Below are 22,089 nucleotides of genomic sequence, written 5' to 3' on the forward strand. Positions count from 1 at the left end.
GGCTGCCGCGGCGGGGCGCGCCCGACGCGATCGTCGTGGTGCGCGACGCCGAGGGCAAGCTGCGCGACCTGAGCTGGGCGCCGGACGCCGACGCGGAGGTCATTCCCGTCGCGGCCAACACCGACGAGGGCCGCAGCGTCATCCGGCACTCGGCCGCGCACGTGTTGGCCCAGGCCGTCCAAGACCTGTTCCCGCACGCCAAATTGGGCATCGGGCCGCCCATCACCGACGGCTTCTACTACGACTTCGACGTGGCCGAGCCGTTCACGCCGGAGGATTTGGACAAGCTGGAAAAGCGCATGCGCCAGATCGTCAAGGACGGTCAGCTGTTCTTCCGGCGCGTCTACCAGTCCAAGGACGCCGCGCGCGCCGAGCTGGCCAACGAGCCCTACAAGCTCGAACTGGTCGACGACAAGTCCGGTGACGCGGAAATCATGGAGGTCGGCGGCGACGAGCTCACCGCGTACGACAACCTCAACCCCCGCACGCGCGAACGCGTTTGGGGCGACCTGTGCCGCGGACCGCACATCCCCACCACCAAGCACATCCCCGCGTTCAAGCTGACCAGAAGCTCGGCCGCCTATTGGCGCGGCGACCAGAACAACGCGAGCCTGCAGCGCATCTACGGAACGGCGTGGGAGTCGCAGGAGGCGCTCGACCGCCACCTGGAGCTGATCGAGGAGGCCCAGCGCCGCGACCACCGAAAGCTGGGTGCGGAGCTGGATCTGTTCAGCTTCCCCGACGAAATCGGTTCGGGCCTGGCGGTTTTCCATCCCAAGGGCGGGATCGTGCGCCGGGAGCTGGAGGAGTACTCGCGGCGCAAACACATCGAGGCCGGGTACGAGTTCGTCAACACCCCGCACATCACCAAGGCGCAGCTGTTCCACACGTCGGGCCACCTGGACTGGTACGCCGACGGCATGTTCCCGCCGATGCACCTCGACGCCGAGTACAACGACGACGGGACGGTGCGCAAGCCCGGGCAGGACTACTACCTCAAGCCGATGAACTGTCCCATGCACACGCTGATCTTCGCCTCGCGCGGGCGGTCGTATCGCGAGCTTCCGTTGCGGCTCTTCGAGTTCGGCACGGTGTACCGCTACGAGAAGTCCGGCGTGGTGCACGGGCTGACCCGCGCCCGCGGGTTCACCATGGACGACTCGCACATCTTCTGCACCCGCGAACAGCTGCACGACGAGCTGGCGTCGCTGCTGCGGTTCGTGCTCGAGTTGCTCAGCGACTACGGGCTGGAGGACTTCTACCTGGAGCTGTCCACCAAGGACCCCGAGAAGTTCGTCGGCTCCGACCAGATGTGGGAGCAGGCCACCAACTCCCTGGCCGAGGTGGCGGCGGAGTCCGGCCTGGAACTGGTTCCCGATCCCGGCGGGGCGGCGTTCTACGGCCCGAAGATCTCGGTGCAGGCCCGCGACGCGCTGGGCCGCAGCTGGCAGATGTCGACCATCCAGGTGGACTTCAACTTCCCGGAGCGCTTCGAGCTGGAATACACCGCCCCGGACGGGACCCGGCAGCGCCCGGTGATGATCCACCGCGCGCTCTTCGGGTCGATCGAGCGGTTCTTCGGCATCCTCACCGAGCACTACGCGGGGGCGTTCCCGGCGTGGCTGGCGCCGGTCCAGGTGGTCGGCATCCCGGTCGCCGACGAGCACGTGGACTATCTGGAAAGCGTTGCGGCGCAGCTGAAGTCGCACGGAGTGCGGGTCGAGGTGGACGCCAGCGACGACCGGATGGCCAAGAAGATCGTCCACCACACCAACCAGAAGGTGCCGTTCATGTTGCTGGCCGGTGACCGCGACGTGCAGGCCGGCGCGGTGAGCTTCCGCTTCGGGGACCGCACGCAGATCAACGGTGTCGCCCGCGAGGGCGCCGTCGACGCCATCGTCAAGTGGATCGCCGACCGCGAAAACACGGCTCCCACGGCCGAACTGGTGAAGGTAACCGGCGGTGAATGACGAGCAGCGCGACGACACGATCCTCGACCGCGGCGTCGGCGAGCAGGACCACCTGCAGCGGTTGTGGACGCCGTACCGGATGAACTACCTGGCCGAAGCGCCGATGAAGCGGGACAACGGCAAACCCGACCAGCCGTTCAGCGAGATCCCGCACCTGCCCGACGAGGACGGCCTGGTGGTGGCCCGCGGCGAACTCGTCTACGCCGTGCTCAACCTGTACCCGTACAACCCCGGGCACCTCATGGTGGTGCCGTACCGGCGGGTCTCCGAGCTGGAGGACCTGACGGAAGCGGAGAGCGCGGAGCTGATGTCCTTCACGCAGAAGGCGATTCGCGTCATCAAGAACGTGTCGCGGCCGCACGGCTTCAACGTCGGCCTCAACCTGGGTACCTCGGCTGGGGGCTCGCTGGCCGAGCATCTGCACGTGCACGTCGTGCCGCGCTGGGGCGGCGACGCCAACTTCATCACGATCATCGGCGGGTCGAAAGTGATCCCGCAGTTGCTGCGCGAAACCCGCCAGCTGCTGGCCACGGAGTGGGCAAAGCAGTCATGAGTCGCGCCGGCGACGATGCAGAGCGCAGCGATGAGGAGGAGCGGCGCGCATGAGCAAGGTGCCGTTCCTGTCGCGGGCGGCGTTCGCGCGGCTCACCACTCCGACCGCCCGGGCATGCCTGCGGGTCGGGCTGACGCCGGACGCCGTCACGATCCTGGGCACCGTCGTCGCGGTGGCGGGGGCGCTGACGCTCTTCCCGATGGGCAAGCTGTTCGCCGGCACGCTGGTGGTCTGGTTCTTCGTGCTCTTCGACATGCTGGACGGCGCGATGGCCCGGGAGCGGGGCGGCGGCACCCGCTTCGGCGCGGTGCTGGACGCCACCTGCGACCGGGTCAGCGACGGCGCCGTGTTCTGCGGCCTGCTGTGGTGGATCGCCTTCGGCAGGCACGACAAACTGTTGGCGGTGGCGACGCTGATCTGCCTGGTCACCTCGCAGGTGATCTCCTACATCAAGGCCCGGGCCGAGGCCAGCGGGCTGCGCGGCGACGGCGGCATCATCGAACGTCCCGAACGGCTGATCATCGTGCTCGTCGGCGCCGGGGTGTCGGATTTTCCGTTCGTGGCGTGGCCCCCCGCGCTGCCGGTGGCGATGTGGCTGCTGGCGGGGGCCAGCCTGGTCACCTGCGCGCAGCGGTTGCACACGGTGCGGACGTCCCCCGGCGCAACGGAGCCCATGCCGTGATCGGGGAGGTGGCCCGCATGACCCGCGGCACGGCAACCGACTGGGCGTACGCGACCGGCTGGATGGCCGTGCGGGCGATGCCGGAGTTCGCGGCCCGCAACGCCTTTGACGCCGGGGCGCGCTATGCCGCCCGCAACGGCGGCCCGACGCAGTTGCGCAAGAACCTGGCCCGCGTCATCGGCGTGCCGCCGGAGGAGGTACCGGACGCGCTGATGCGCGCATCGCTGGCCTCCTACGGCCGCTACTGGCGGGAGACGTTTCGCCTGCCCACGATGGACCTGCGCGCGCTGGCCGGCGAACTCGACGCCGCCTTCACCGGCGCTGAGCACCTGGACGCGGCGCTGCGCGCGGGCCGCGGCGCGGTGTGCGCGTTGCCGCACAGCGGCAACTGGGACATGGCCGGGGTGTGGTTCACGCAGACGCGCGGCACCTTCACCACCGTCGCGGAACGGCTCGAACCGGAGTCGCTGTACCGGCGTTTCGTCCGCTACCGCGAGAGCCTCGGCTTCGAGGTGCTGCCGCTGTCCGGCGGCGACCGCCCCGCCTTCGAGGTGCTCTGCGAGCGGCTCCGAGACGGCGGGCTGGTGTGCCTGATGGCCGACCGTGACCTCACCCGCACCGGCGTCGAGGTCGACTTCTTCGGCGAGGCCACCCGGATGCCGGCCGGGCCGGCGAAGCTGGCGATCGCGACCGGCGCGGCCCTGCTTCCAGTGCACTGCTGGTTCGAGGGCAATGGGGGCTGGGGCTTCTGGATCCAGCCGGAGCTCGACTGCGGCAGCGGCGACGTCGGCGCCATCACCCAGGCGCTGGCCGATCAGTTCGCCAAGGGCATCGCCGCCCACCCCGAGGATTGGCACATGATGCAGCCGCAGTGGCTGGCCGACCTGTCCGAGACCAGGCAGGCGAGGTTGAGGGAAGCCTGATGCGGATCGGGATGGTGTGCCCCTACTCGTTCGACGTGCCGGGCGGGGTGCAGTCCCACGTCCTGCAGCTGGCCGAGGTGATGCGCGCCCGCGGGAACGAGGTGAGCGTGCTCGCGCCGGTCTCCCCGCACGCCTCGCTGCCCGACTACGTCGTCTCCGCGGGCAAGGCCGTCCCGATTCCCTACAACGGGTCCGTGGCCCGGCTGCGGTTCGGCCCGGCCACCCACCGCAAGGTCAAGAAATGGCTTGGGGAGGGCGACTTCGACGTCCTGCACCTGCACGAGCCCAACGCGCCGAGCCTGTCGATGCTGGCCCTGAACATCGCCGAGGGCCCGATCGTGGCGACATTCCACACGTCGACCACCAAATCCCTGACCCTGACCGTCTTTCAGGGCATCCTGCGGCCGATGCACGAGAAGATCGTCGGGCGCATCGCGGTGTCCGATCTGGCCCGGCGCTGGCAGATGGAGGCGCTGGGCACCGACGCGGTGGAGATCCCCAACGGGGTCGACGTCAAGTCCTTCGCCTCGGCCCCGCGGCTGGACGGCTATCCGCGGCCGGGCAAGACGGTGTTGTTCCTGGGACGCTACGGCGAGCCCCGCAAGGGCATGGCGGTGCTGCTCGACGCGCTGCCACGGGTCGTCGAGCGCTACCCGGACGCCCAGTTACTGATCGTCGGTCGGGGCGACGAGGACGAATTGCGCGCTCAGGCGGGCGAATTGGTGGACCACCTCCGCTTCCTCGGCCAGGTCGACGACGCGGGCAAGGCGTCGGCGCTGCGCAGCGCCGACGCCTACTGCGCGCCCAATACCGGCGGGGGGAGCTTCGGGGTCGTCCTTGGCGAGGCGATGGGCGCGGGGGCCCCCCTCCGCGCCCGCGACCTGGGCGCCTTCCNCGAGGTCTTCGAGTTCAACGGCTCGCTGATCGACAGCGAGGAGTTCTACCTGGTCCACCGCACCAGCCGGTTCGAGCCGTCGCTGGTGGGACGGACCGAGCTGGAACGCAGCTACATCCACGGCGCCCGGTGGTGTGACGCGAATGACATCGCCGCCCTGACCGCGGCCGGCGAGCAGGTGTACCCCCTGCAGCTGGGCGAATTGCTGCCCGCGGCCAACCGGCTGGCGGACGGCGTCCGCAACCCCGGCCTGCTCGAGTCCATCCGCTGATCACGACAAAACTCGCTTGTCGCTGACCATTAGAGTGGAGGCGCAATGAACGAAGAGAACAAGCCGGTGCAGCCGAACCGGGCGGCGACGGGCACGGCGCGGGTCAAGCGCGGGATGGCCGAGATGCTCAAGGGCGGCGTCATCATGGACGTCGTCACCCCCGAGCAGGCCCGGATCGCCGAGGGCGCCGGCGCCGTCGCGGTGATGGCGCTGGAACGGGTGCCGGCCGACATCCGCGCCCACGGCGGGGTGTCGCGGATGAGCGACCCCGACATCATCGAGGCCATCATCGCCGCGGTGACCATCCCGGTGATGGCCAAGGCCCGGATCGGGCATTTCGTCGAGGCGCAGATCCTGCAGAGCCTCGGGGTGGACTACGTCGACGAATCCGAGGTGCTGACCCCCGCCGACTACACCCACCACATCGACAAGTGGAAGTTCACGGTGCCGTTCGTATGCGGCGCGACCAACCTCGGCGAGGCGCTGCGGCGCATCGCCGAGGGCGCGGCCATGATCCGCTCCAAGGGCGAGGCCGGCACCGGCGACGTCTCCAACGCCACCACGCACATGCGCGCCATCAGCGGCGAGATCCGCCGGCTGACGTCGCTGTCCGAGGACGAATTGTATGTGGCGGCAAAGGAATTGCAGGCGCCCTACGAGCTCGTCGTCGAGGTGGCCCGGGCGGGCAAGCTGCCGGTCACGCTGTTCACCGCGGGCGGCATCGCCACTCCCGCCGACGCGGCGATGATGATGCAGCTCGGCGCCGAGGGCGTGTTCGTCGGCTCGGGCATCTTCAAGTCCGGCGCGCCCGAGCACCGCGCCGCCGCGATCGTCAAGGCCACCACCTTCTACGACGACCCCGACGTGCTGGCCAAGGTGTCGCGCGGGCTGGGCGAGCCGATGGTGGGCATCAACGTGGAGCAGATCGCGCAGCCGCACCGCCTCGCCGAACGCGGCTGGTAAGCCAAGGGCTATTGGTGGCGATCGAAGAGATCCTTGATCTCGAGCAACTCGAGGTCAACATCTACCGCGGTCGGGTGTTCAGCCCGGAGTCGGGGTATTTCCAGCGCACCTTCGGCGGCCACGTGGCGGGGCAGTCGCTCGTCTCGGCGGTGCGCACCGTCGACCCACGCTACCAGGTCCACTCGCTGCACGGTTACTTCCTGCGGCCCGGGGACGCCAACGAGCCCACGGTCTTCATCGTCGAGCGCACCCGCGACGGCGGGTCCTTTGCCACCAGGCGCGTCAACGCCATCCAGCACGGGGAGATCATCTTCAGCATGGGGGCGTCCTTCCAGACCGACCAGGAGGGCATCCACCACCAGGACCCGATGCCGCCCGCCCCGCCGCCCGACGGCCTGCCGGGCCTCGACTCGATCAAGGTGTTCGACGACGCCGGATTCAAGCAGTTCGAGGAGTGGGACGTGTGCATCGTGCCCCGCGACCAACTGCAGCTCTCGCCGGGCAAGGCCGCCCAGCAGCAGGTGTGGTTTCGCCACCGCGACCCGTTGCCGGACGACCCGGTGCTGCACATCTGCGCGCTGGCCTACATGAGCGACCTGACGCTGCTGGGTTCGGCGCAGGTCACCCACCTCGACGTGCGCGAGCACCTGCAGGTGGCGTCGCTGGACCACGCGATGTGGTTCATGCGCGCGTTCCGGGCCGACGAGTGGCTGCTGTACGACCAGTCGTCGCCGTCGGCCAGCGGCGGCCGGTCGCTGTGCCAGGGCAAGATCTTCACCCAGACCGGCGAGATGGTCGCGGCGGTCATGCAGGAGGGACTGACCCGCTTTCGGCGCGGGTACCGGCCGTGAGCGCGCCGCGGATCGGGGTGCTGGCGCTGCAGGGCGACACTCGCGAGCACCTGGCGGCGCTGCGCGAGGCCGGAGCCGAGTCGATGCCGGTGCGCCGCCGCGACGAGCTGGACGCGGTGGACGGGCTGGTCATCCCCGGCGGGGAATCCACCACCATGAGTCACCTATTGCTCGACCTGGAGCTGCTCGAGCCGCTGCGCCGCCGGCTGGCCGAGGGTCTGCCGGCCTACGGCGCCTGCGCCGGCATGATCCTGCTGGCCAGCGAGATCCTCGACGCCGGCGCCCGGGGGCGGCAGGCGCTGCCCCTGCGCGCGATCGATATGACGGTGCGGCGCAACGCCTTTGGACGGCAGGTCGACTCGTTCGAGGGCGACATCGACTTCGCGGACCTCGACGAGCCGGTGCGCGCGGTGTTCATCCGCGCGCCGTGGGTGGAGCGAACGGGTGAGGGCGTGCGGGTGCTGGCCCGGGCGGCCGGCCACGTCGTCGCGGTGCGCCAGGGCCCGATGCTGGCGACGGCGTTTCACCCCGAGATGACCGGCGACCGTCGCATCCACCACATGTTCGTCGACATCGTCAACGGGGTCGCCTGACGTCATCGAGGGGGGCCCTTTCGGCGCCCACGTAGACTCGTTTGGCGAGTTGATCGAGCACCGGAAACGACAAAAGAGGTAGAAACACCGATGAGCGGCCATTCCAAGTGGGCCACCACCAAGCACCAGAAGGCCGTCAAAGACGCGCGCCGCGGCAAGGAGTTCGCCCGGCTGATCAAGAACATCGAGGTCGCCGCCCGTACCGGCGGCGGTGACCCGGCCGGCAACCCGACGCTCTACGACGCGATCCAGAAGGCGAAGAAGACCTCGGTGCCCAACGACAACATCGAGCGCGCCCGGAAGCGTGGGGCAGGCGAGGAGGCCGGCGGCGCCGACTGGCAAACCATCACCTACGAGGGCTACGCGCCCAACGGCGTGGCGGTGCTGATCGAGTGCCTGACCGACAACCGCAACCGCGCCGCCAGCGAGGTACGGGTCGCGATGACGCGCAACGGCGGCACCATGGCCGACCCCGGTTCGGTGGCTTACCTGTTCTCCCGCAAGGGCGTGGTCACCCTGGAGAAGAACGGTCTGACCGAGGACGACGTGCTGACCGCGGTGCTCGACGCGGGCGCCGAAGACGTCAACGACCTGGGCGACAGCTTCGAGGTCATCTCCGAGCCGACCGATCTCGTCGCGGTGCGCACCGCGCTGCAGGACGCCGGCATCGACTACGAGTCGGCCGAGGCCAGTTTTCAGCCGTCGGTCAGCGTTCCCGTCGACCTCGACGGCGCCCGCAAGGTGTTCAAGCTCGTCGACGCGCTGGAGGACAGCGACGACGTGCAGAACGTCTACACCAACGTCGACCTTTCGGACGAGGTGTTGGCCGCCCTCGACGAGGAGTGAGCGGCGGGCACGCATACCGATGACCGATCCGCCGGCGCCTGCCGCGGGTCGGTGTGGCCGGTGCAAGCGGTCCGACCGGAGCAGGCCACTCAGTAATAGCCGCGCCGCATGTCGTCGACGACGCGCGGATTGTCCAGCGTCGACGGCTCGAGCGCGCGGGGCCCGATGTCACCGGAGAACACGGTGGCGGCCGCAAGCACCTGCTGGTTGAGGAAACGCAGCGGGGGCGCGCCGGCCGGCATCGTGGGCGTGGGCGCGGCGTCCGCGCGCTGCGCCAGCGCGAAGCCCCAGTCGCCGAACGTCGGCACGTGCACGTGATACGGCGTGACCGCATAGCCGGCCGCCCGGACCGTCGAGATCGTGCGCCAGAACGCCGTCGGCGTGGAGAACGGGCTGCCCGCCTGCACGACCATCAGCCCGCCCGGGGCCAGCGCGCGGGCGGCGAGCGCATAGAACTCCGTGGAATACAGCCGGCCCAGGGTGGGCGTGTCGGGATCGGGGAGATCGACGATGACGGAATCGAACCGGTCCGGGGCGCCCCGCAGCCACGTCATCGCGTCGCCGATCACGATCTTGACGCGCGGGTCGTCCAGTGCGCCGCCGTTGGCGTCGCGCATCGTGGTGCGCGCCAAGTCGATCACCGCGGGGTCGAGCTCGACCTGAACGATCTTGGCGACCCCCGGCTGGCGCAGCAGCTCGCGGGCCGCCAGGCCGTCACCGCCGCCGAGCACCAGCACCGAGCGCGCGGCTTGGAAATCACCGCCCAGCGCGGGATAGACCAGGCTTTCGGTGTAGCGGTATTCGTCGCGGGTGGAGAACTGCAGGCCCCCGTCCAGGTACAGGCGCATGTCGTTGCCGCGCCGGGTCACCACGATCTCCTGATACGGCGTGTGCCGGTAGGCGACGATCGGGTCGGCGTAAAGCCGTTGCCTGCTGGTGGTTTCGATGTCGGCCGAGCGCACCAGCAGCGTGGCCAGCACCCCGAGCGCGGCGGTGAGCGCGCACAGCGCCGTCGCCAGCTGCCGCGGCGAGACCACGCGCCGCAGCAGGAAGAGGGACACGACGGCCGCGGCCGCCAGGTTGACGATGCCCGTGGCCGCGGCCCCGCGGATCATGCCCAGATGCGGCAGCAGCAGAAACGGCCAGACCAGCCCGCCCAGCAAGGCGCCCAGGTAGTCGGCGGCATTGAGGTTGGCCAGCGTGCGGCCGGCGTCGGAGGGGCCGGCCGTCCGACCGCGTTGCAGCAGGGTCATCAGCAGCGGCACCTCGGCGCCGACCAGCCCCCCGATCAGCGCCGTGCCCGCCGCCAGCACCCACGTCGAGCCGACCGAGCCGTCCAGGAACGCGAACACCACGTACAGCGCCGCCGCCGACAGCCCGCCGACGATGCCGAGGGCCGCCTCGACGGCGATGAAGGCGATCGCCGCGTGCGCCAGCAGCGGCTTGACCAGCAGGGCGCCGGCGCCCAGCGCGGCGATGTAGCCCGCGACGATCAGCGACGTGGCGACGATCCCGCCGCCGTTGAGGCTGGCCGACAGGGTCAGCAGGGCGAGCTCGTAGATGATGCCGCAGGCCGCGCACGCCGCCACCGCGGCCAGCAGCAAGGCGCGCCATCGCCCGGGCGAGGTCATGACACCGCCGCGGCGGTCACCCCTCCCACCGCGAGCAGTATCAGCGCCACCGCGAACGATCCCGGATGCAGCTCCGCCTCGTCGACGTGCTCGTGGAAACTGCCGGGAATCAGCAGGTGCATCGCCAGCATCGCGATGCCCAGCAGGATGACGCCCATCAACCCGTACACCGCCACGCCGAGCAGTCCCTGACCCAGCTGGCTGTAGCTGTTGGTGATGGCGCTGATGATGACGGTGGTGAGCGAGATGTACATGGATCCGGCGACGACGACGGCGTTGGGGCGCCGATCGATGAACACGAGTTGGCGCAGCTTGCCCGGGGTCAGCCAGTCGACCATGTAGAACCCGACGAGCAGCACGGCCATGCCGACCGCGAAGTACAGGATCGTCGCGAGGGCGCCCTTCAGCACGGGATTGACGTCGACGGTTCCGATCTCGACGGCGAGGTACATGGTTGTCTCCTTTGCTTTCAATCGCTAAGCCATCACTTGGTCCCGCCGGGCCCGCCGGGGGTGCCGCCGGCGCCGCCCGACGGGGATCCGGGGAAGAAGCCGGGGCCGAGGAAGATGAATGAGCCGTGGCTGTACCCGGCGCTCAGGGGCTCGACGCGGATGCTGCACGGGTAGTTGCCGTCGGGTCCCACGATCACGATGTTGTTGCTGTAGCGCAGGTATTCGCTGTTGCCGTTGGCGGCGCGCGCCTCGGGTGCCTGGTAGTCGGCGAGCGTGTCGGCGACCTGCTCGGCCGATCCGCTGCAGACGTAGCGCGTTGCGTTCACGTCACGCGAGTACTCGCGATAATGGCCCGCGATATAGGAGCCAATGTTCTTCTGCTGCAGGATGATTCCGAACACCAGCGACACGACGGCGGCGACGGCCAACGCGCCGGAAATCAAAAACAGGCGATTGCGGCTCACGGGTACCACCGGCTCGCCGTGTGCACCACCACGCCGCCGCGGCCCGGGCGCGGATACAGGTGCCAGGTCTGCCACCGCCAGCCGGCGCCGTCGGGTTCGGCGGCCAGGGCGGTCAGGGCGGCGTCGTCGCCGGGAAACGTGCCCCCGAGCCAGCCCGGTTGCCGCGCGCAACGCTCGCGAAGATCGCCCGCCAGCCGGCGGAAGCTCGCCTCGTCGTGCGTCTCGGTGCGCGACTGCAGGCGGTAGCCGGGGGCCTCGGACCGCTGCGGCAACTCGCCGCCGACGCCGCGCGCGGTGCACGAAACCTGCTCGGAGAAGCCGCCTTTGGCGTGTTCGACCGCGACGACGTGCGACGCGCCGAGGACGCCGAGCTGCAGCGCGCTCCCGTCGGGGTGCCGCAGCCTGCAGGCGGCCAGCGGCGCCGGCGCGGGCGCGTTGAGCGCCAGCCCCAGCCGCTCGCCGGACACGTCGGTGGGAGTCACGGCGAGCTGATGAAGGGGCACGGAGCGGGTCCTACGGGGCCGTGGGCGGGGGCGCGGGGTAGACGGTGAGCTCCCCGGGTACGACGTGCTTGCCCGTCGAAATCTCCCAGGNGGTCCGGTGGTGGAGGCCCTGGTCGGTCTCGGCTTCGCCGTCAAGCAGGCCGAGGAGGCGACCGACAAGGTGCTGTCCGGGGATCACGACGCGTCGACGTCCGGCGCCCTGCGGGCCGCCCTGTCGTTGCTGGGTAAGTCCCGATGACCGACGACGACTATCCCGACCGCGACGTCTCGCCGGCCCTGACCGTCGGCGAGGGCGACATCGACGTCAGCCTGCGGCCGCGCTCGTTGGGCGAGTTCATCGGTCAGCCGCGCGTGCGCGAACAGCTGCAACTGGTCATCGAGGGGGCCAAAAACCGCGGCGGCACACCGGATCACATCCTGCTGTCCGGCCCGCCGGGGCTCGGCAAGACCTCGCTGGCGATGATCATCGCGGCCGAACTCGGCGCGTCGCTGCGGGTGACGTCCGGGCCGGCGCTGGAACGCGCGGGCGACCTGGCCGCGATGCTGTCCAACCTGGTCGAGCACGACGTGCTGTTCATCGACGAGATCCACCGCATCGCGCGGCCCGCCGAGGAGATGCTCTACCTGGCGATGGAGGACTTCCGGGTCGACGTCGTCGTCGGCAAAGGGCCCGGGGCGACGTCGATCCCGCTGGAGGTAGCGCCCTTCACGCTGGTCGGCGCCACCACCCGGTCCGGCGCGCTGACCGGCCCGCTGCGCGACCGGTTCGGATTCACCGCGCACATGGACTTCTACGAACCCGCCGAGCTGGAGCGGGTGCTGGCGCGTTCCGCCGGGATTCTCGGCATCGAGCTGGGCGCCGAGGCCGGGGCCGAGATCGCGCGGCGCTCGCGGGGCACCCCGCGGATCGCCAACCGGCTGCTGCGGCGGGNGGTACGACGTGCTTGCCCGTCGAAATCTCCCAGGGCATGTCCGGGGCCCACCGCTCGAACGAGAGCAGGGCGGTCTCGCCGGCGTTGGCGCAGTCGAGGAATTCCATCTCGCCGCCGGCCGGCAGGCCGGTGGTGCCCTCGGTGGTGTAGGACGCCCGCCCGCGCTCCGTTTCGTGGAACGCCACGCCGTCGATGACGTACTGGTCGCCCGGCTGCAGCGTGAGGTCCTTGCGGGTCACCCACATGGCCAGCTCCAGGCGGCCGTCGTCTTCCTCGACGCTCAGCCAGATGGGCTGGTCGCCGCCCTCCAGGAGGTGCTCCCACCACACGAACGGGCCCTCGCGGAACGTCACCGAGCCGCGGACCACAAGGTCGACGCCGCCGTAGCTGACGATGGCCCCGGGCCCGAGTTGGCGGGGCCCGAACTGGGGCATCGCGTTGAAGGAGAGCGGGTCCTGGCGCCCGCCCGGGCGGGCCGGTTTCCTGGGTCGCCGCACCGCGATGACCAGCACCACAATCGACCCGATGAACAGCACTGCCGCGAGGACGAGCAGGAGTGTTCCCACACCAAACCTTCCTTGCCACGGTGCTAGCCACAGTGCCAGAGCGAACGTGGGCTATAAGTTAACAGGATTCGCCCGGCCACAGGCGTGTCCTACCGGATCCCGTCGGCCCCGGCCGCTAGGCTCTCGAACAGCTGTTCGTACGAAGGAGCCGGCCATGCGTGTGATGGGCGTCGACCCCGGGCTGACCCGATGCGGCCTGTCGGTCGTGGAGACCGGGCGGGGGCGCAACGTCGTCGCGCTCGACGTCGACGTGGTGCGCACCCCGTCGGACGCGCCGCTGGCCAAGCGGTTGCTGGCGATCAGCGATGCCGTCGAGCATTGGCTGGCCACCCATCAGCCCGACGTGGTGGCCATCGAGCGGGTGTTCTCCCAGGTGAATGTGACGACCGTGATGGGCACCGCGCAGGCCGGCGGCGTGGTGGCGCTGGCGGCCGCCAGGCGCGGTGTCGACGTGTACTTCCATACCCCCACCGAGGTCAAGGCCGCTGTCACCGGCAACGGCGCCGCCGACAAGGCGCAGGTCACCGCCATGGTCACCAGAATCCTTGAGCTGCAAGCCAAGCCGACGCCGGCCGACGCCGCCGACGCGCTGGCGTTGGCGATCTGCCACTGCTGGCGGGCGCCGATGCTCGCCCGGATGGCCGCCGCCGAAGCCCTGGCCGCGCAGCAGCGGCACGCCTACCGGGCCNCGTCCGGGCCGGCGCTGGAACGCGCGGGCGACCTGGCCGCGATGCTGTCCAACCTGGTCGAGCACGACGTGCTGTTCATCGACGAGATCCACCGCATCGCGCGGCCCGCCGAGGAGATGCTCTACCTGGCGATGGAGGACTTCCGGGTCGACGTCGTCGTCGGCAAAGGGCCCGGGGCGACGTCGATCCCGCTGGAGGTAGCGCCCTTCACGCTGGTCGGCGCCACCACCCGGTCCGGCGCGCTGACCGGCCCGCTGCGCGACCGGTTCGGATTCACCGCGCACATGGACTTCTACGAACCCGCCGAGCTGGAGCGGGTGCTGGCGCGTTCCGCCGGGATTCTCGGCATCGAGCTGGGCGCCGAGGCCGGGGCCGAGATCGCGCGGCGCTCGCGGGGCACCCCGCGGATCGCCAACCGGCTGCTGCGGCGGGTCCGTGACTTCGCCGAAGTGCGCGCCGACGGCGTGATCACCCGCGACGTCGCCAAATCCGCGCTGGCGGTCTACGACGTCGACGAGCTCGGCCTGGACCGGCTGGACCGGGCGGTGCTGTCGGCGCTGACCCGCGGCTTCGGCGGCGGCCCGGTCGGCGTCTCCACGCTGGCGGTCGCGGTGGGTGAGGAGGCCGCGACCGTCGAGGAGGTGTGCGAGCCGTTCCTGGTGCGGGCCGGCATGGTCGCGCGCACCCCGCGCGGCCGGGTGGCCACCGCGCAGGCCTGGACGCACCTCGGCCTGACCCCGCCGGCCGGGGCCGCCGGGCTGGGCCAACCGGGCCTGTTCGACTAGCGCCGGTTACGCCACCGCCGCCGCGGGTACCCGGGTCAACATCAGCAACCGCTTGTCGGAGGAGATTCTGATGAGGCACACCGGCCCCGACTATGAACGCCCATCCGCGCCCTACATGCCACGCACCCGCGGCGCCGTGACCGGGCTACTCCTGATCCTCTTGGGTGCTTGGGGGGCGTTGGCGCCGTTCATCGGACCCCTGATTCGGTGGACCTATTCCCTCGACCCCGCATGGACGTGGACGGCCGCGAAGGGCTGGCTCGAGGTGTTCCCCGGCGTCGTCGCCGTGGTGGGCGGCCTGGTGCTGCTGGTCTCCGGAAACCGCGCCACCGCCATGCTCGGCGGCTGGCTGGCGGCCTTCGCCGGCGCCTGGTTTGTGGTCGGCCGGGCTTTCGCGCCGACCCTGCAAATCGGGGACGTCGGCCAACCCGTGGCCGCGTCGGACCTGAAGCGGGCGCTGCTCGAGGTCACCTACTTCACAGGTGTGGGCGCGCTGATCGTGTTCCTCGGCGGGGCGGCGCTGGCTCGCGTGGCGGTTCGGCACGCCCGCGACGTCGTGGTGAGCGAACCCGCGCCCGTCGCGACCGCCCCGGCGGCGGAACCGGCCGTGCACGACGAATCGGCTCGCGACGTCGACGCCGGCGGGCGCGGCCGGGGCGGCCTGTTCCACCGGCGCGCCGGGGGCGGCCTCTTCGGCCGACGCCACCACCACGCCGGCGTGTAGCTCCTCGGCCGTCAGGGCAGCCCGGACAACCGCCGGTCGGTATTGTTCTTAGACGCAGCAAACGGGCTGTTCGACTAGCGAGGAGGAGCGATGCTCACCGCCGGGTTGGTTTTCGCCGCGCTGGCCGCCCTGTTGCACGTCTACATCTTCACGATGGAGTCGTTGACCTGGACCTCGGAACGCACCCGCGCCAGGTTCGGCACGTCCGCCGAAGAGGCCGAGGTCACCAAGCTGCTGGCCTTCAATCAGGGCTTCTACAACCTGTTCCTGGCGATCGTCACCGGTCTCGGCATCCCGCCGCTGGCGATGGGGGACACCGCCGTGGGAGTGGCGCTCGTCCTGGCGGGTGTCGGATCGATGGCCGCCGCCGCGGTCGTGCTGTTTCTCTCCGCCCCGGAGAAGGCGCGGGCCGCGCTCATCCAGGGCACGTTCCCGGTGATCGCCATCGTGTTGGTGGTGCTGGGCCTCTACCGGTAACAGGAGACACACTGGGCCCATTGGCCACGACCTCGATCGCCCGCGTTACACCGGCCACCGCCGGGGGTACCCGTGCGGGGCTGAAGTAGTCCGGCTTCTATCGAGGGGAAATTGATGACAGACGCAGAAAAAGGCCGACCCAGCGCGTTGTGGATGCCGCGTTCGCGCGGCGCGCTCAGCGGATTGATCTTGGTCGTTCTGGGCGCTTGGGGTGCGTTGATACCGTTCGTCGGCCCCCACTTCAATTTCGCCTACACGCCGGACCAGGACTGGACATGGACAACGGCCCGGGGCTGGCTCGAGGTGCTCCCTGGAGCCGCGGCGGTGCTGGCGGGCCTGCTGCTGATCTTCTCGGGAAATCGGATCACCGCAATGGTGGGCGGGTGGCTCGCCGTTCTCGCCGGCGTCTGGTTCGTGATCGGCGGCGATGTCGCCCCGATGTTGCGCATCGGTTCCGCCGGCGATCCGATCGCCGCATCCGACCGCAAGCGGGCGGTTCTCGAGGTTTCCCACTTCTCCGGTCTGGGTGCGTTGATCATCTTCGTGGGCGCCGCCGCCGTGGCGCGCCTCGCGCTGCGGTCGGCGCGGGATGTCGAGGCCCTGACGCGNCTGAGTTTTCTGTCGGGGCGTCAGAGCAATCCGAGCAACTGCAGGTCGGTGATGTACTTGACGATGATCGGCGCCGAAACGTGCGGAATGTCCTTGTCCGGGCCGATTTTCGCCTCCTGCACCGCGGCGCGGAACCTCTCGGTCGGCGCCAGCGATCCGCGCAGCGGCTTCTCCGGCTTCTCGTAGTTGTGCAGCAGCGGCAGCAGCGAGTACTGGCGCTGCCGCTCCGGCAGGGCCCGCATCGACCCTTCGAACCGGCGCAGCCAGTCGCCGTAGTCGGCGACCCGGTGCAGGGGGTAGCCGGCGTCGATCAGCCAGTCGACGTACTCGTCGAGCCCGATGCCGTCGTCGTAGGGGTTCATCACGTGGTAGGTCTGGAAACCCTCGGCCTGCGCCCCCAGCGTGGAGATCGCCGCGGCGATGAACTCGACCGGGAGACCGTCGTAGTGCGCCCGCTGCCGGTTGCCGTCGGCGTCCAACTCGTAGAACGAACCGGGCGCGACTCCCGTCGCCACCAGGCTCAGCATCAGCCGGGTGAACATGTCCGGCAGGTTGAGCTGTCCCGCGTAGGTGGTGTCGGCCAGGATCATGTCGCACCGGAACACCGCCACGGGCAGGCCGCACAGGTCGTGGGCCTCGCGCAGCAGCACCTCGCCGGCCCACTTGCTGTTGCCGTAGCCGTTGGCGTAGTTGTCGTTGATCGCCCGGGTCGCGCTGATCTCGCGGATGTCGGCGTCCTCGACGAACGTGCCCGGCTCGATCTGGTCGCCCACGCCGATCGTCGAGGTGTAGAGGTACGGCTTCTGCCTGGTGGTCAGCGCGAGCCGGATCAGCTCGGCGGTGCCCAGCGCGTTGGGGCCGAACAGCTCGCTGTACGGCAGCACGTGGTTGACCAGGGCCGCCGGGTCGACGATGAGGTCGACGGTGTCGGCCAGCCGCTGCCACGTCGCCTGGTCCAGGCCCAGGTTGGCCTCGCCCTTGTCGCCGGCGAGGACCTCGAGGTGCTCGGCGGCCAGCTCGCGGTAGTGCGCCAGCAGCGTGGGATCGCCGCTGTCGAAGGTGTTGTCCAGCCGGGCGCGGGCCTCCTCGTCGGAGCGGGCCCGCACCAGCGCGATCACCTTGCCGTCGACCAGGTCCATCCGCTCCAGCCACTCCAGCGCCAGATAGCGGCCGAGAAACCCGGTCGCCCCGGTCAGCAGCACGGTCCGCACCTCGGAGGTCGGCCTCGGCAGCTCGGGCGCGGCGGCCAGCGTGGCCTCGTCGAGGAACTTGTCCAGCGTCAGGTCACTGGCGTGCACCTGGGTCGCGCCGCGCCCGTGGACCGCGGCGAACGTGGGCCGCTTGGTGCCCTTGCGCTCGGCCTCGATGTAGTCGGCGATGGCCCGCAGGTCGTTGGCCGGGCTGACGATGACGCCCACCGGCACGTCGACGTCGAAGATCTCGCGCAGCAGGTTGCCGAATGTCAAGGCGGACAACGAGTCCCCGCCGAGGTCGGTGAAGTGCGCCTGGGGCGACAGGTCGCTGGCCGCGGTGCCCAGCATCGCGATCGCGGCCCGGCTCACCGTCTGCAGGACGGGCGCGTCCGCCCCGCCGCGGCGCAGTTCGCTGAGCTCATTGGCCTGGCCCTGGGCCAGCTCGGCGTAGAGCGCTTCGAGCCGCTCGCCGTAGTGCTGCTTGAGCTTCGGCCACGCCAGCTTGCGGATGCCGGTCAGCAGGCCGTTCTCCAGGCTGAACGGCGTGGTCTCGATGATGAAGTCGCGCGGCACCTCGTAGGACTGCAGGCCCGCGTCGCGCGCGACGTTCTGCAGCGAGTCGGCGATCAGCGGCTTCAGCTCGTCGGGCTGGTAGCGCGCCAGGGCCTCCTCGGTCGGCACCACGACGGCCAGCAGGTAGGGCTGCGCGCTATTGCCGTAAAGGTAGATCTGGCGCACCAGCGGGCTGTTGCCGAACTCCGCCTCCAGCTTGGCCAGCGTGACGAACTCGCCCTGGGCGAGCTTGAGCACGTTGTTGCGGCGGTCGACGTACACCAGCTTGTCGGGGGCCACCTCGGCGAAGACGTCGCCGGTCCGGTAGTAGCCGTCCTCGTCGAACACGTTGGCGGTGGTTTCGGCCCGCTTGTAGTAGCCGGGGAACATGTTCGCGGTCTTGAGCAGCAGTTCGCCCCGCGGGTGCGGCCGGTCGGTGGCGAAGTAGCCCAAGTCGGGGACGTCGACCAGCTTGTAGTCGATGACCGGCGGGCGCTGGATCTCGCCGTCGAACAGGACCATGCCGGCCTCGGTGGAGCCGTAGCCGTCCAGCAGGTGCATCCCGAGCAGTGACTCGACCCAATTGCGCAGCTCGGGGGAGGTGGGCGCCGAGCCCGTCATCGCGAAGATGAACCGCCCGCCCAGCAGGTACTGCCGCTGCTCGTCGAGGACCTGCTCCGCGGGGACCCCGCGGTCGACCTGGCGCTGGAACTCGGAGTACAGGGTCTCCCAGATGCGCGGCACGAAGTTCAGCTCGGTCGGGCGGACCAGCTCGAGGTCCTCGAGCAGCGTCGAGAGGTCGCTGCGGGCGGCGAAGTAGGCGGTGCCGCCGTTGCCGAGGGTGCCGTAGAGGATGCCGCGCCCCATGACGTGGCTCATCGGCATGAAGTTGAGGGTGATCGACGCGGCGCTCGGACCGAACCAGTTCCTGGCCGACCGGCACCACATCTTGCCGACGTTGCCGGCCCGGTACATCGCGCCCTTGGGCGCGCCGGTGCTGCCGGAGGTGTAGATCAACAACGCCAGCGGGTCGTCCTCATCGGGGGCGGGGACGGGCGCCGGCGGCAGCGACGTCCCGCGCTCCAGCAGCTCGGCCAGGGTCTGGACGGTCACGGCGGTGTTCGCCAGCCGCTCGCGCGCGGCCTCGACCGCCTCGCGCTGGTCGTCGACCTCGGGGTGGTAGTCGAAGACCACCAGCCTGGCCGGCGGCTGCCCGGCCAGGATCAACTCGACGGCGTCGGGCAGCTGGTTCACGCTCGCCGCGACGACGCCGGGCTCGGTCTCCGCCATGATCGGCCGCAGCTGCGCGAGCGTCGCGCTGGTCTGCAGCGGCACCGACACCGCGCCGAGCTGGGCCAGCGCCACGTCGATGGTCGTGAAGTCGACGCTGTTGAAGCCCAGCACGGCGACCCGGTCGCCCGGGCGCACCGAGTCGGCGGCCAGCGCGCGTGCCAGAGCGCCGACGCGTTCGTTCAGCTGGCGGTAGGTGATGGTCTCGTAGCGGGGCAGCAGCTCGAGCGAGGTGCGCCCGGTCTTGGGGTCCTTGACGGACTCCACGACGCGCTGGCCCAGGGCCGGGCGGTCGGCGTAACCCTCGAGCACGGTCTGGATGATCTGCGGAAGGCGCAGTCCAGGCTGCTCAAGGGCCTCGGCGACCGCCGGGTCGGGCCGGGCGGCGGCGAACTGTGGGTCGTTGGCGGTGAGGTCGTCGACTCGGCGCGCGAGCCGCTCTTCGGAAGTAGTCGACATAGAGGTTCCCCTATTCGCTGGAGAAAGTGCTTCGATCGCGCGACGCTGCGCTGGTAACTGGAACGTTAGCTAAACTAATGGTATTCCTCAACGAGGCACCAGTCGTGTGATCTTTCGCACCCCGGGTCTAGAGGGCGCCGAGGCTCCCGCCCAGGACGTCGATTCCCTCGATCAACAGCTCGTCGCTGATGGTCAGCGGCGGCAGCAGCCGGATGACGTTGCCGAACATGCCGCACGTCAACACGATGACCCCGGCGGCGTGGGCCGCCATGGACAGCCGCTGGGTCAGTTCCGCGTCGGGCTCGGAGGTTTCCGGCTGCACCAGCTCGATGGCGATCATGGCGCCCCGGCCGCGCACGTCGCCGATCCGGTCATCGGTGGCCTGCAGGCGTAGCAACGGCTCGGTGATCAGCCGTTCCAGTTGTCGCGCCCGCTCGAGGAGTCCGTCATTCTCGATGGTCGCGATGGTGGCCAGGGCCGCGGCGCACGCGACGGGGTTTCCGCCGAACGTGCCGCCCAAACCGCCGACATGCGATGCGTCCATGATGTCGGCGCGACCGGTGACCGCCGACAGCGGCAGTCCGTCGGCGATGCCCTTGGCGGTGCAGATCAGGTCGGGCACCAGACCTTCCGGCCCCTCGTGCTCGCAGGCGAACATCGCGCCGGTGCGCGCGAAGCCGGTCTGCACCTCGTCGGCGATGAACACCACGTCGTTGCGGCGGCACCAGTCGAGCAGCGCGGGCAGGAATCCCTCGGCGGGAACGATGAATCCGCCTTCCCCGGCGATCGGCTCGATGATGACGGCGGCCAGGCTGTCGGCGCCGACCTGGTTTTCGATGACGCCGATCGTGCGGGCGGCGGCCTTTTCGCCGTCGGCGCCGAGCTCTTTGTCGTGCAGCCCGTCCCGGTAGGGGTAGGACAGCGGCGCCCGGTAGACCTCCGGCGCGAACGGGCCGAAGCCGCTCTTGTAGGGCATGGATTTGGCGGTGAGCGCCATCGCCAGGTTGGTGCGCCCGTGATAGGCGTGGTTGAACGCCACCACCGCGGGCTTGCGGGTGTAGGCCCGGGCGACCTTGACGGCGTTTTCGACGGCCTCGGCGCCCGAGTTGAACAACACCGAGCGCTTCTCGCCCGAGCCCGGGGTGATCCGGTTGAGCTCCTCGGCGACGGCGATGTATTCCTCGTACGGCGTCACCATGAAGCAGGTGTGGGTGAAGTCGTCCACCTGCGCGCGCACCGCGTCCACGACGCGGGGCGACGAGTTGCCGATCGTGGTGACCGCGATGCCCGAACCGAGGTCGATGAGCCGGTTGCCGTCGACGTCCTCGACGATGCCGCCGCCGGCGCGCGCGACGTATACCGGCAAGGAGACGTTGACGCCGCCCGACACCGCGGCGGCCCGGCGCTTGTTCAGCTCCAGCGATGTGGGACCGGGGATTTCGGTGACCAGCTGGCGGCTCTGTTCGAGGCTGGCCACGACGTCCTCCTCACCGCGGCGCGGCTGTCACGTCGCCGATCAAGCCTATCCGCTCCGGCGCGAGTGGGCGGGGTCAGTGGGTGGCGACCTGCGGTGCTGGCAGACTGGCCGCATGGAGAGCTTGATCCTGTTCTTGCCGTTCGTGATCATCATGATCGGCGTCATGTACTTCACGTCGCGCCGCCAGCGGCGGGCGGTCCAGGCCACGATCGACCTGCAGGAGTCGTTGCGGCCCGGCGACCGGGTGCACACCACGTCGGGGCTGGAAGGCACCATCGTCGCGATCACCGAGGACACCGTCGACCTGGAGATCGCGTCCGGCGTGGTGACGACATGGATGAAGCTGGCCGTGCGCGACAAAATCCTGCCCGACGACCCCTCAGACCACGACTGGGAAGAATCCGAGGGACTGACCGACCCGGGCCGATAGGCCCGAGACACGTAGGCTCTGTCAGGGCAAGAAACCGATTCTCAAGGAGATACGAGGAACGTGGCATCGTCTTCGGCGCCGGTGCACCCTGCCCGCTACCTGTCGGTTTTCCTGTTGTTGCTGGTCGGCGTCTACCTGCTGGTGTTTCTCACGGGCGACAAGCGCGCCGCGCCGAAGCTGGGCATCGACCTGCAGGGCGGCACCCGCGTCACGCTGACGGCCCGCACGCCGGACGGCTCGCGGCCCAGCCGGGAGGCCCTGGCGCAGGCGCAGCAGATCATCAGCGCGCGCGTCAACGGCCTCGGCGTG

The 22,089-nt window shown here is 70.0% G+C and carries 18 protein-coding genes and 7 pseudogenes; 18 read left to right on the forward strand and 7 right to left on the reverse strand.

Annotated elements, in window-relative coordinates:
• From thrS to BN4348_RS36360, 9 genes are all read left to right on the forward strand, one after another.
• Positions 1-1,970, forward strand: a 1,970-nt coding sequence (gene thrS, locus BN4348_RS36320) for a threonine--tRNA ligase (protein WP_066910257.1), incomplete at its 5' end; no start/stop codon positions are given.
• A complete protein-coding gene (locus BN4348_RS36325; RefSeq protein WP_066910260.1) occupies positions 1,963-2,523 on the forward strand; it encodes an HIT family protein in 561 nt (186 codons plus the stop codon). The genes thrS and BN4348_RS36325, both read left to right, overlap by 8 nt.
• A gap of 49 nt (positions 2,524-2,572) precedes the next feature.
• On the forward strand, positions 2,573-3,205 hold the full coding sequence (gene pgsA, locus BN4348_RS36330; RefSeq protein ID WP_066910263.1) for a phosphatidylinositol phosphate synthase: 633 nt from the start codon (positions 2,573-2,575) through the stop codon (positions 3,203-3,205).
• Between the two features lie 17 nt (positions 3,206-3,222).
• Positions 3,223-4,128 (forward strand): phosphatidylinositol mannoside acyltransferase, encoded by a 906-nt coding sequence (locus BN4348_RS36335; RefSeq protein ID WP_066910302.1) that lies wholly within the window; start codon positions 3,223-3,225, stop codon positions 4,126-4,128.
• Entirely contained in the window at positions 4,128-5,294 is a 1,167-nt protein-coding gene (locus tag BN4348_RS36340) for a glycosyltransferase (RefSeq protein WP_167670461.1), read from the forward strand. The genes BN4348_RS36335 and BN4348_RS36340 overlap by 1 nt, the downstream gene beginning before the upstream one ends.
• Positions 5,295-5,339: 45 nt before the next feature.
• Entirely contained in the window at positions 5,340-6,257 is a 918-nt protein-coding gene (gene pdxS, locus BN4348_RS36345) for a pyridoxal 5'-phosphate synthase lyase subunit PdxS (protein WP_066910266.1), read from the forward strand.
• 14 nt (positions 6,258-6,271) lie between these two features.
• On the forward strand, positions 6,272-7,108 hold the full coding sequence (tesB, locus tag BN4348_RS36350; protein WP_066910305.1) for an acyl-CoA thioesterase II: 837 nt from the start codon (positions 6,272-6,274) through the stop codon (positions 7,106-7,108).
• Positions 7,105-7,701 (forward strand): pyridoxal 5'-phosphate synthase glutaminase subunit PdxT, encoded by a 597-nt coding sequence (gene pdxT / locus BN4348_RS36355; RefSeq protein ID WP_066910269.1) that lies wholly within the window; start codon positions 7,105-7,107, stop codon positions 7,699-7,701. Before tesB ends, pdxT begins: the two co-directional genes overlap by 4 nt.
• 90 nt (positions 7,702-7,791) lie before the next feature.
• Positions 7,792-8,547: a YebC/PmpR family DNA-binding transcriptional regulator gene (locus BN4348_RS36360; protein WP_066910272.1), complete on the forward strand. Its 756-nt coding sequence runs from the start codon at positions 7,792-7,794 to the stop codon at positions 8,545-8,547.
• Positions 8,548-8,636: 89 nt separating this feature from the next.
• On the opposite strand, the gene BN4348_RS36365 is transcribed toward BN4348_RS36360, so the two are convergent.
• From BN4348_RS36365 to BN4348_RS36380, 4 genes are read right to left on the reverse strand one after another with little or no spacing between them, the layout of a single operon-like run.
• A complete protein-coding gene (locus tag BN4348_RS36365) occupies positions 8,637-10,178 on the reverse strand; it encodes a polyamine aminopropyltransferase (protein ID WP_066910275.1) in 1,542 nt (513 codons plus the stop codon).
• Positions 10,175-10,630 carry a DUF350 domain-containing protein gene (locus BN4348_RS36370; protein WP_066910278.1) on the reverse strand — a complete coding sequence of 152 codons (456 nt, stop codon included), beginning with the start codon at positions 10,628-10,630 and terminating at the stop codon, positions 10,175-10,177. The genes BN4348_RS36365 and BN4348_RS36370 overlap by 4 nt, the downstream gene beginning before the upstream one ends.
• A gap of 32 nt (positions 10,631-10,662) precedes the next feature.
• Positions 10,663-11,094 (reverse strand): DUF4247 domain-containing protein, encoded by a 432-nt coding sequence (locus BN4348_RS36375; RefSeq protein ID WP_066910281.1) that lies wholly within the window; start codon positions 11,092-11,094, stop codon positions 10,663-10,665.
• Complete coding sequence (locus BN4348_RS36380; protein ID WP_066910284.1) at positions 11,091-11,597, reverse strand: DUF2617 family protein; 507 nt, start codon at positions 11,595-11,597, stop codon at positions 11,091-11,093. Before BN4348_RS36380 ends, BN4348_RS36375 begins: the two co-directional genes overlap by 4 nt.
• Positions 11,598-11,691: 94 nt before the next feature.
• Here BN4348_RS36380 and BN4348_RS36385 point away from each other — a divergent pair.
• Positions 11,692-11,835, forward strand: a pseudogene (locus BN4348_RS36385) (Holliday junction branch migration protein RuvA); the annotation flags it as partial.
• Positions 11,832-12,527: pseudogene (ruvB, locus tag BN4348_RS36390) on the forward strand (Holliday junction branch migration DNA helicase RuvB); the annotation flags it as partial. The pseudogenes BN4348_RS36385 and ruvB (BN4348_RS36390), both read left to right, overlap by 4 nt.
• A 4-nt stretch (positions 12,528-12,531) precedes the next feature.
• Here the strand turns inward: ruvB (BN4348_RS36390) and BN4348_RS36395 are convergent.
• Positions 12,532-13,095 (reverse strand): annotated as a pseudogene (locus BN4348_RS36395) (DUF4178 domain-containing protein); the annotation flags it as partial.
• Between the two features lie 163 nt (positions 13,096-13,258).
• Here BN4348_RS36395 and BN4348_RS62720 point away from each other — a divergent pair.
• The 5 genes and pseudogenes from BN4348_RS62720 to BN4348_RS36415 form a co-directional block, all read left to right on the forward strand.
• A pseudogene (locus tag BN4348_RS62720) lies at positions 13,259-13,654 on the forward strand (crossover junction endodeoxyribonuclease RuvC); the annotation flags it as partial.
• A gap of 41 nt (positions 13,655-13,695) precedes the next feature.
• Positions 13,696-14,569: pseudogene (ruvB, locus tag BN4348_RS36400) on the forward strand (Holliday junction branch migration DNA helicase RuvB); the annotation flags it as partial.
• Positions 14,570-14,639: 70 nt separating this feature from the next.
• The gene (locus BN4348_RS36405) at positions 14,640-15,293 is read left to right on the forward strand and encodes a hypothetical protein (RefSeq protein WP_066910308.1); all 654 of its coding nucleotides are present in this window, start codon (positions 14,640-14,642) and stop codon (positions 15,291-15,293) included.
• Between the two features lie 90 nt (positions 15,294-15,383).
• Positions 15,384-15,770: a DUF1304 domain-containing protein gene (locus tag BN4348_RS36410; protein WP_066910290.1), complete on the forward strand. Its 387-nt coding sequence runs from the start codon at positions 15,384-15,386 to the stop codon at positions 15,768-15,770.
• Between the two features lie 114 nt (positions 15,771-15,884).
• A pseudogene (locus BN4348_RS36415) lies at positions 15,885-16,373 on the forward strand (hypothetical protein); the annotation flags it as partial.
• 26 nt (positions 16,374-16,399) lie between these two features.
• Here the strand turns inward: BN4348_RS36415 and car are convergent.
• Both car and gabT read right to left on the reverse strand, forming a co-directional pair.
• Entirely contained in the window at positions 16,400-19,873 is a 3,474-nt protein-coding gene (car, locus tag BN4348_RS36420; RefSeq protein WP_066910293.1) for a carboxylic acid reductase, read from the reverse strand.
• A 127-nt stretch (positions 19,874-20,000) separates the two neighbouring features.
• Positions 20,001-21,350 carry a 4-aminobutyrate--2-oxoglutarate transaminase gene (gene gabT / locus BN4348_RS36425; protein WP_066910296.1) on the reverse strand — a complete coding sequence of 450 codons (1,350 nt, stop codon included), beginning with the start codon at positions 21,348-21,350 and terminating at the stop codon, positions 20,001-20,003.
• 112 nt (positions 21,351-21,462) lie between these two features.
• On the opposite strand from gabT, the gene yajC reads away from it, so the two are divergent.
• On the forward strand, positions 21,463-21,780 hold the full coding sequence (gene yajC / locus BN4348_RS36430) for a preprotein translocase subunit YajC (RefSeq protein ID WP_066910299.1): 318 nt from the start codon (positions 21,463-21,465) through the stop codon (positions 21,778-21,780).
• 60 nt (positions 21,781-21,840) lie between these two features.
• Positions 21,841-22,089: pseudogene (locus tag BN4348_RS36435) on the forward strand (protein translocase subunit SecD); the annotation flags it as partial.

Source organism: Mycobacterium interjectum (assembly GCF_900078675.2).
Taxonomy (GTDB): Bacteria; Actinomycetota; Actinomycetes; order Mycobacteriales; family Mycobacteriaceae; genus Mycobacterium; species Mycobacterium interjectum.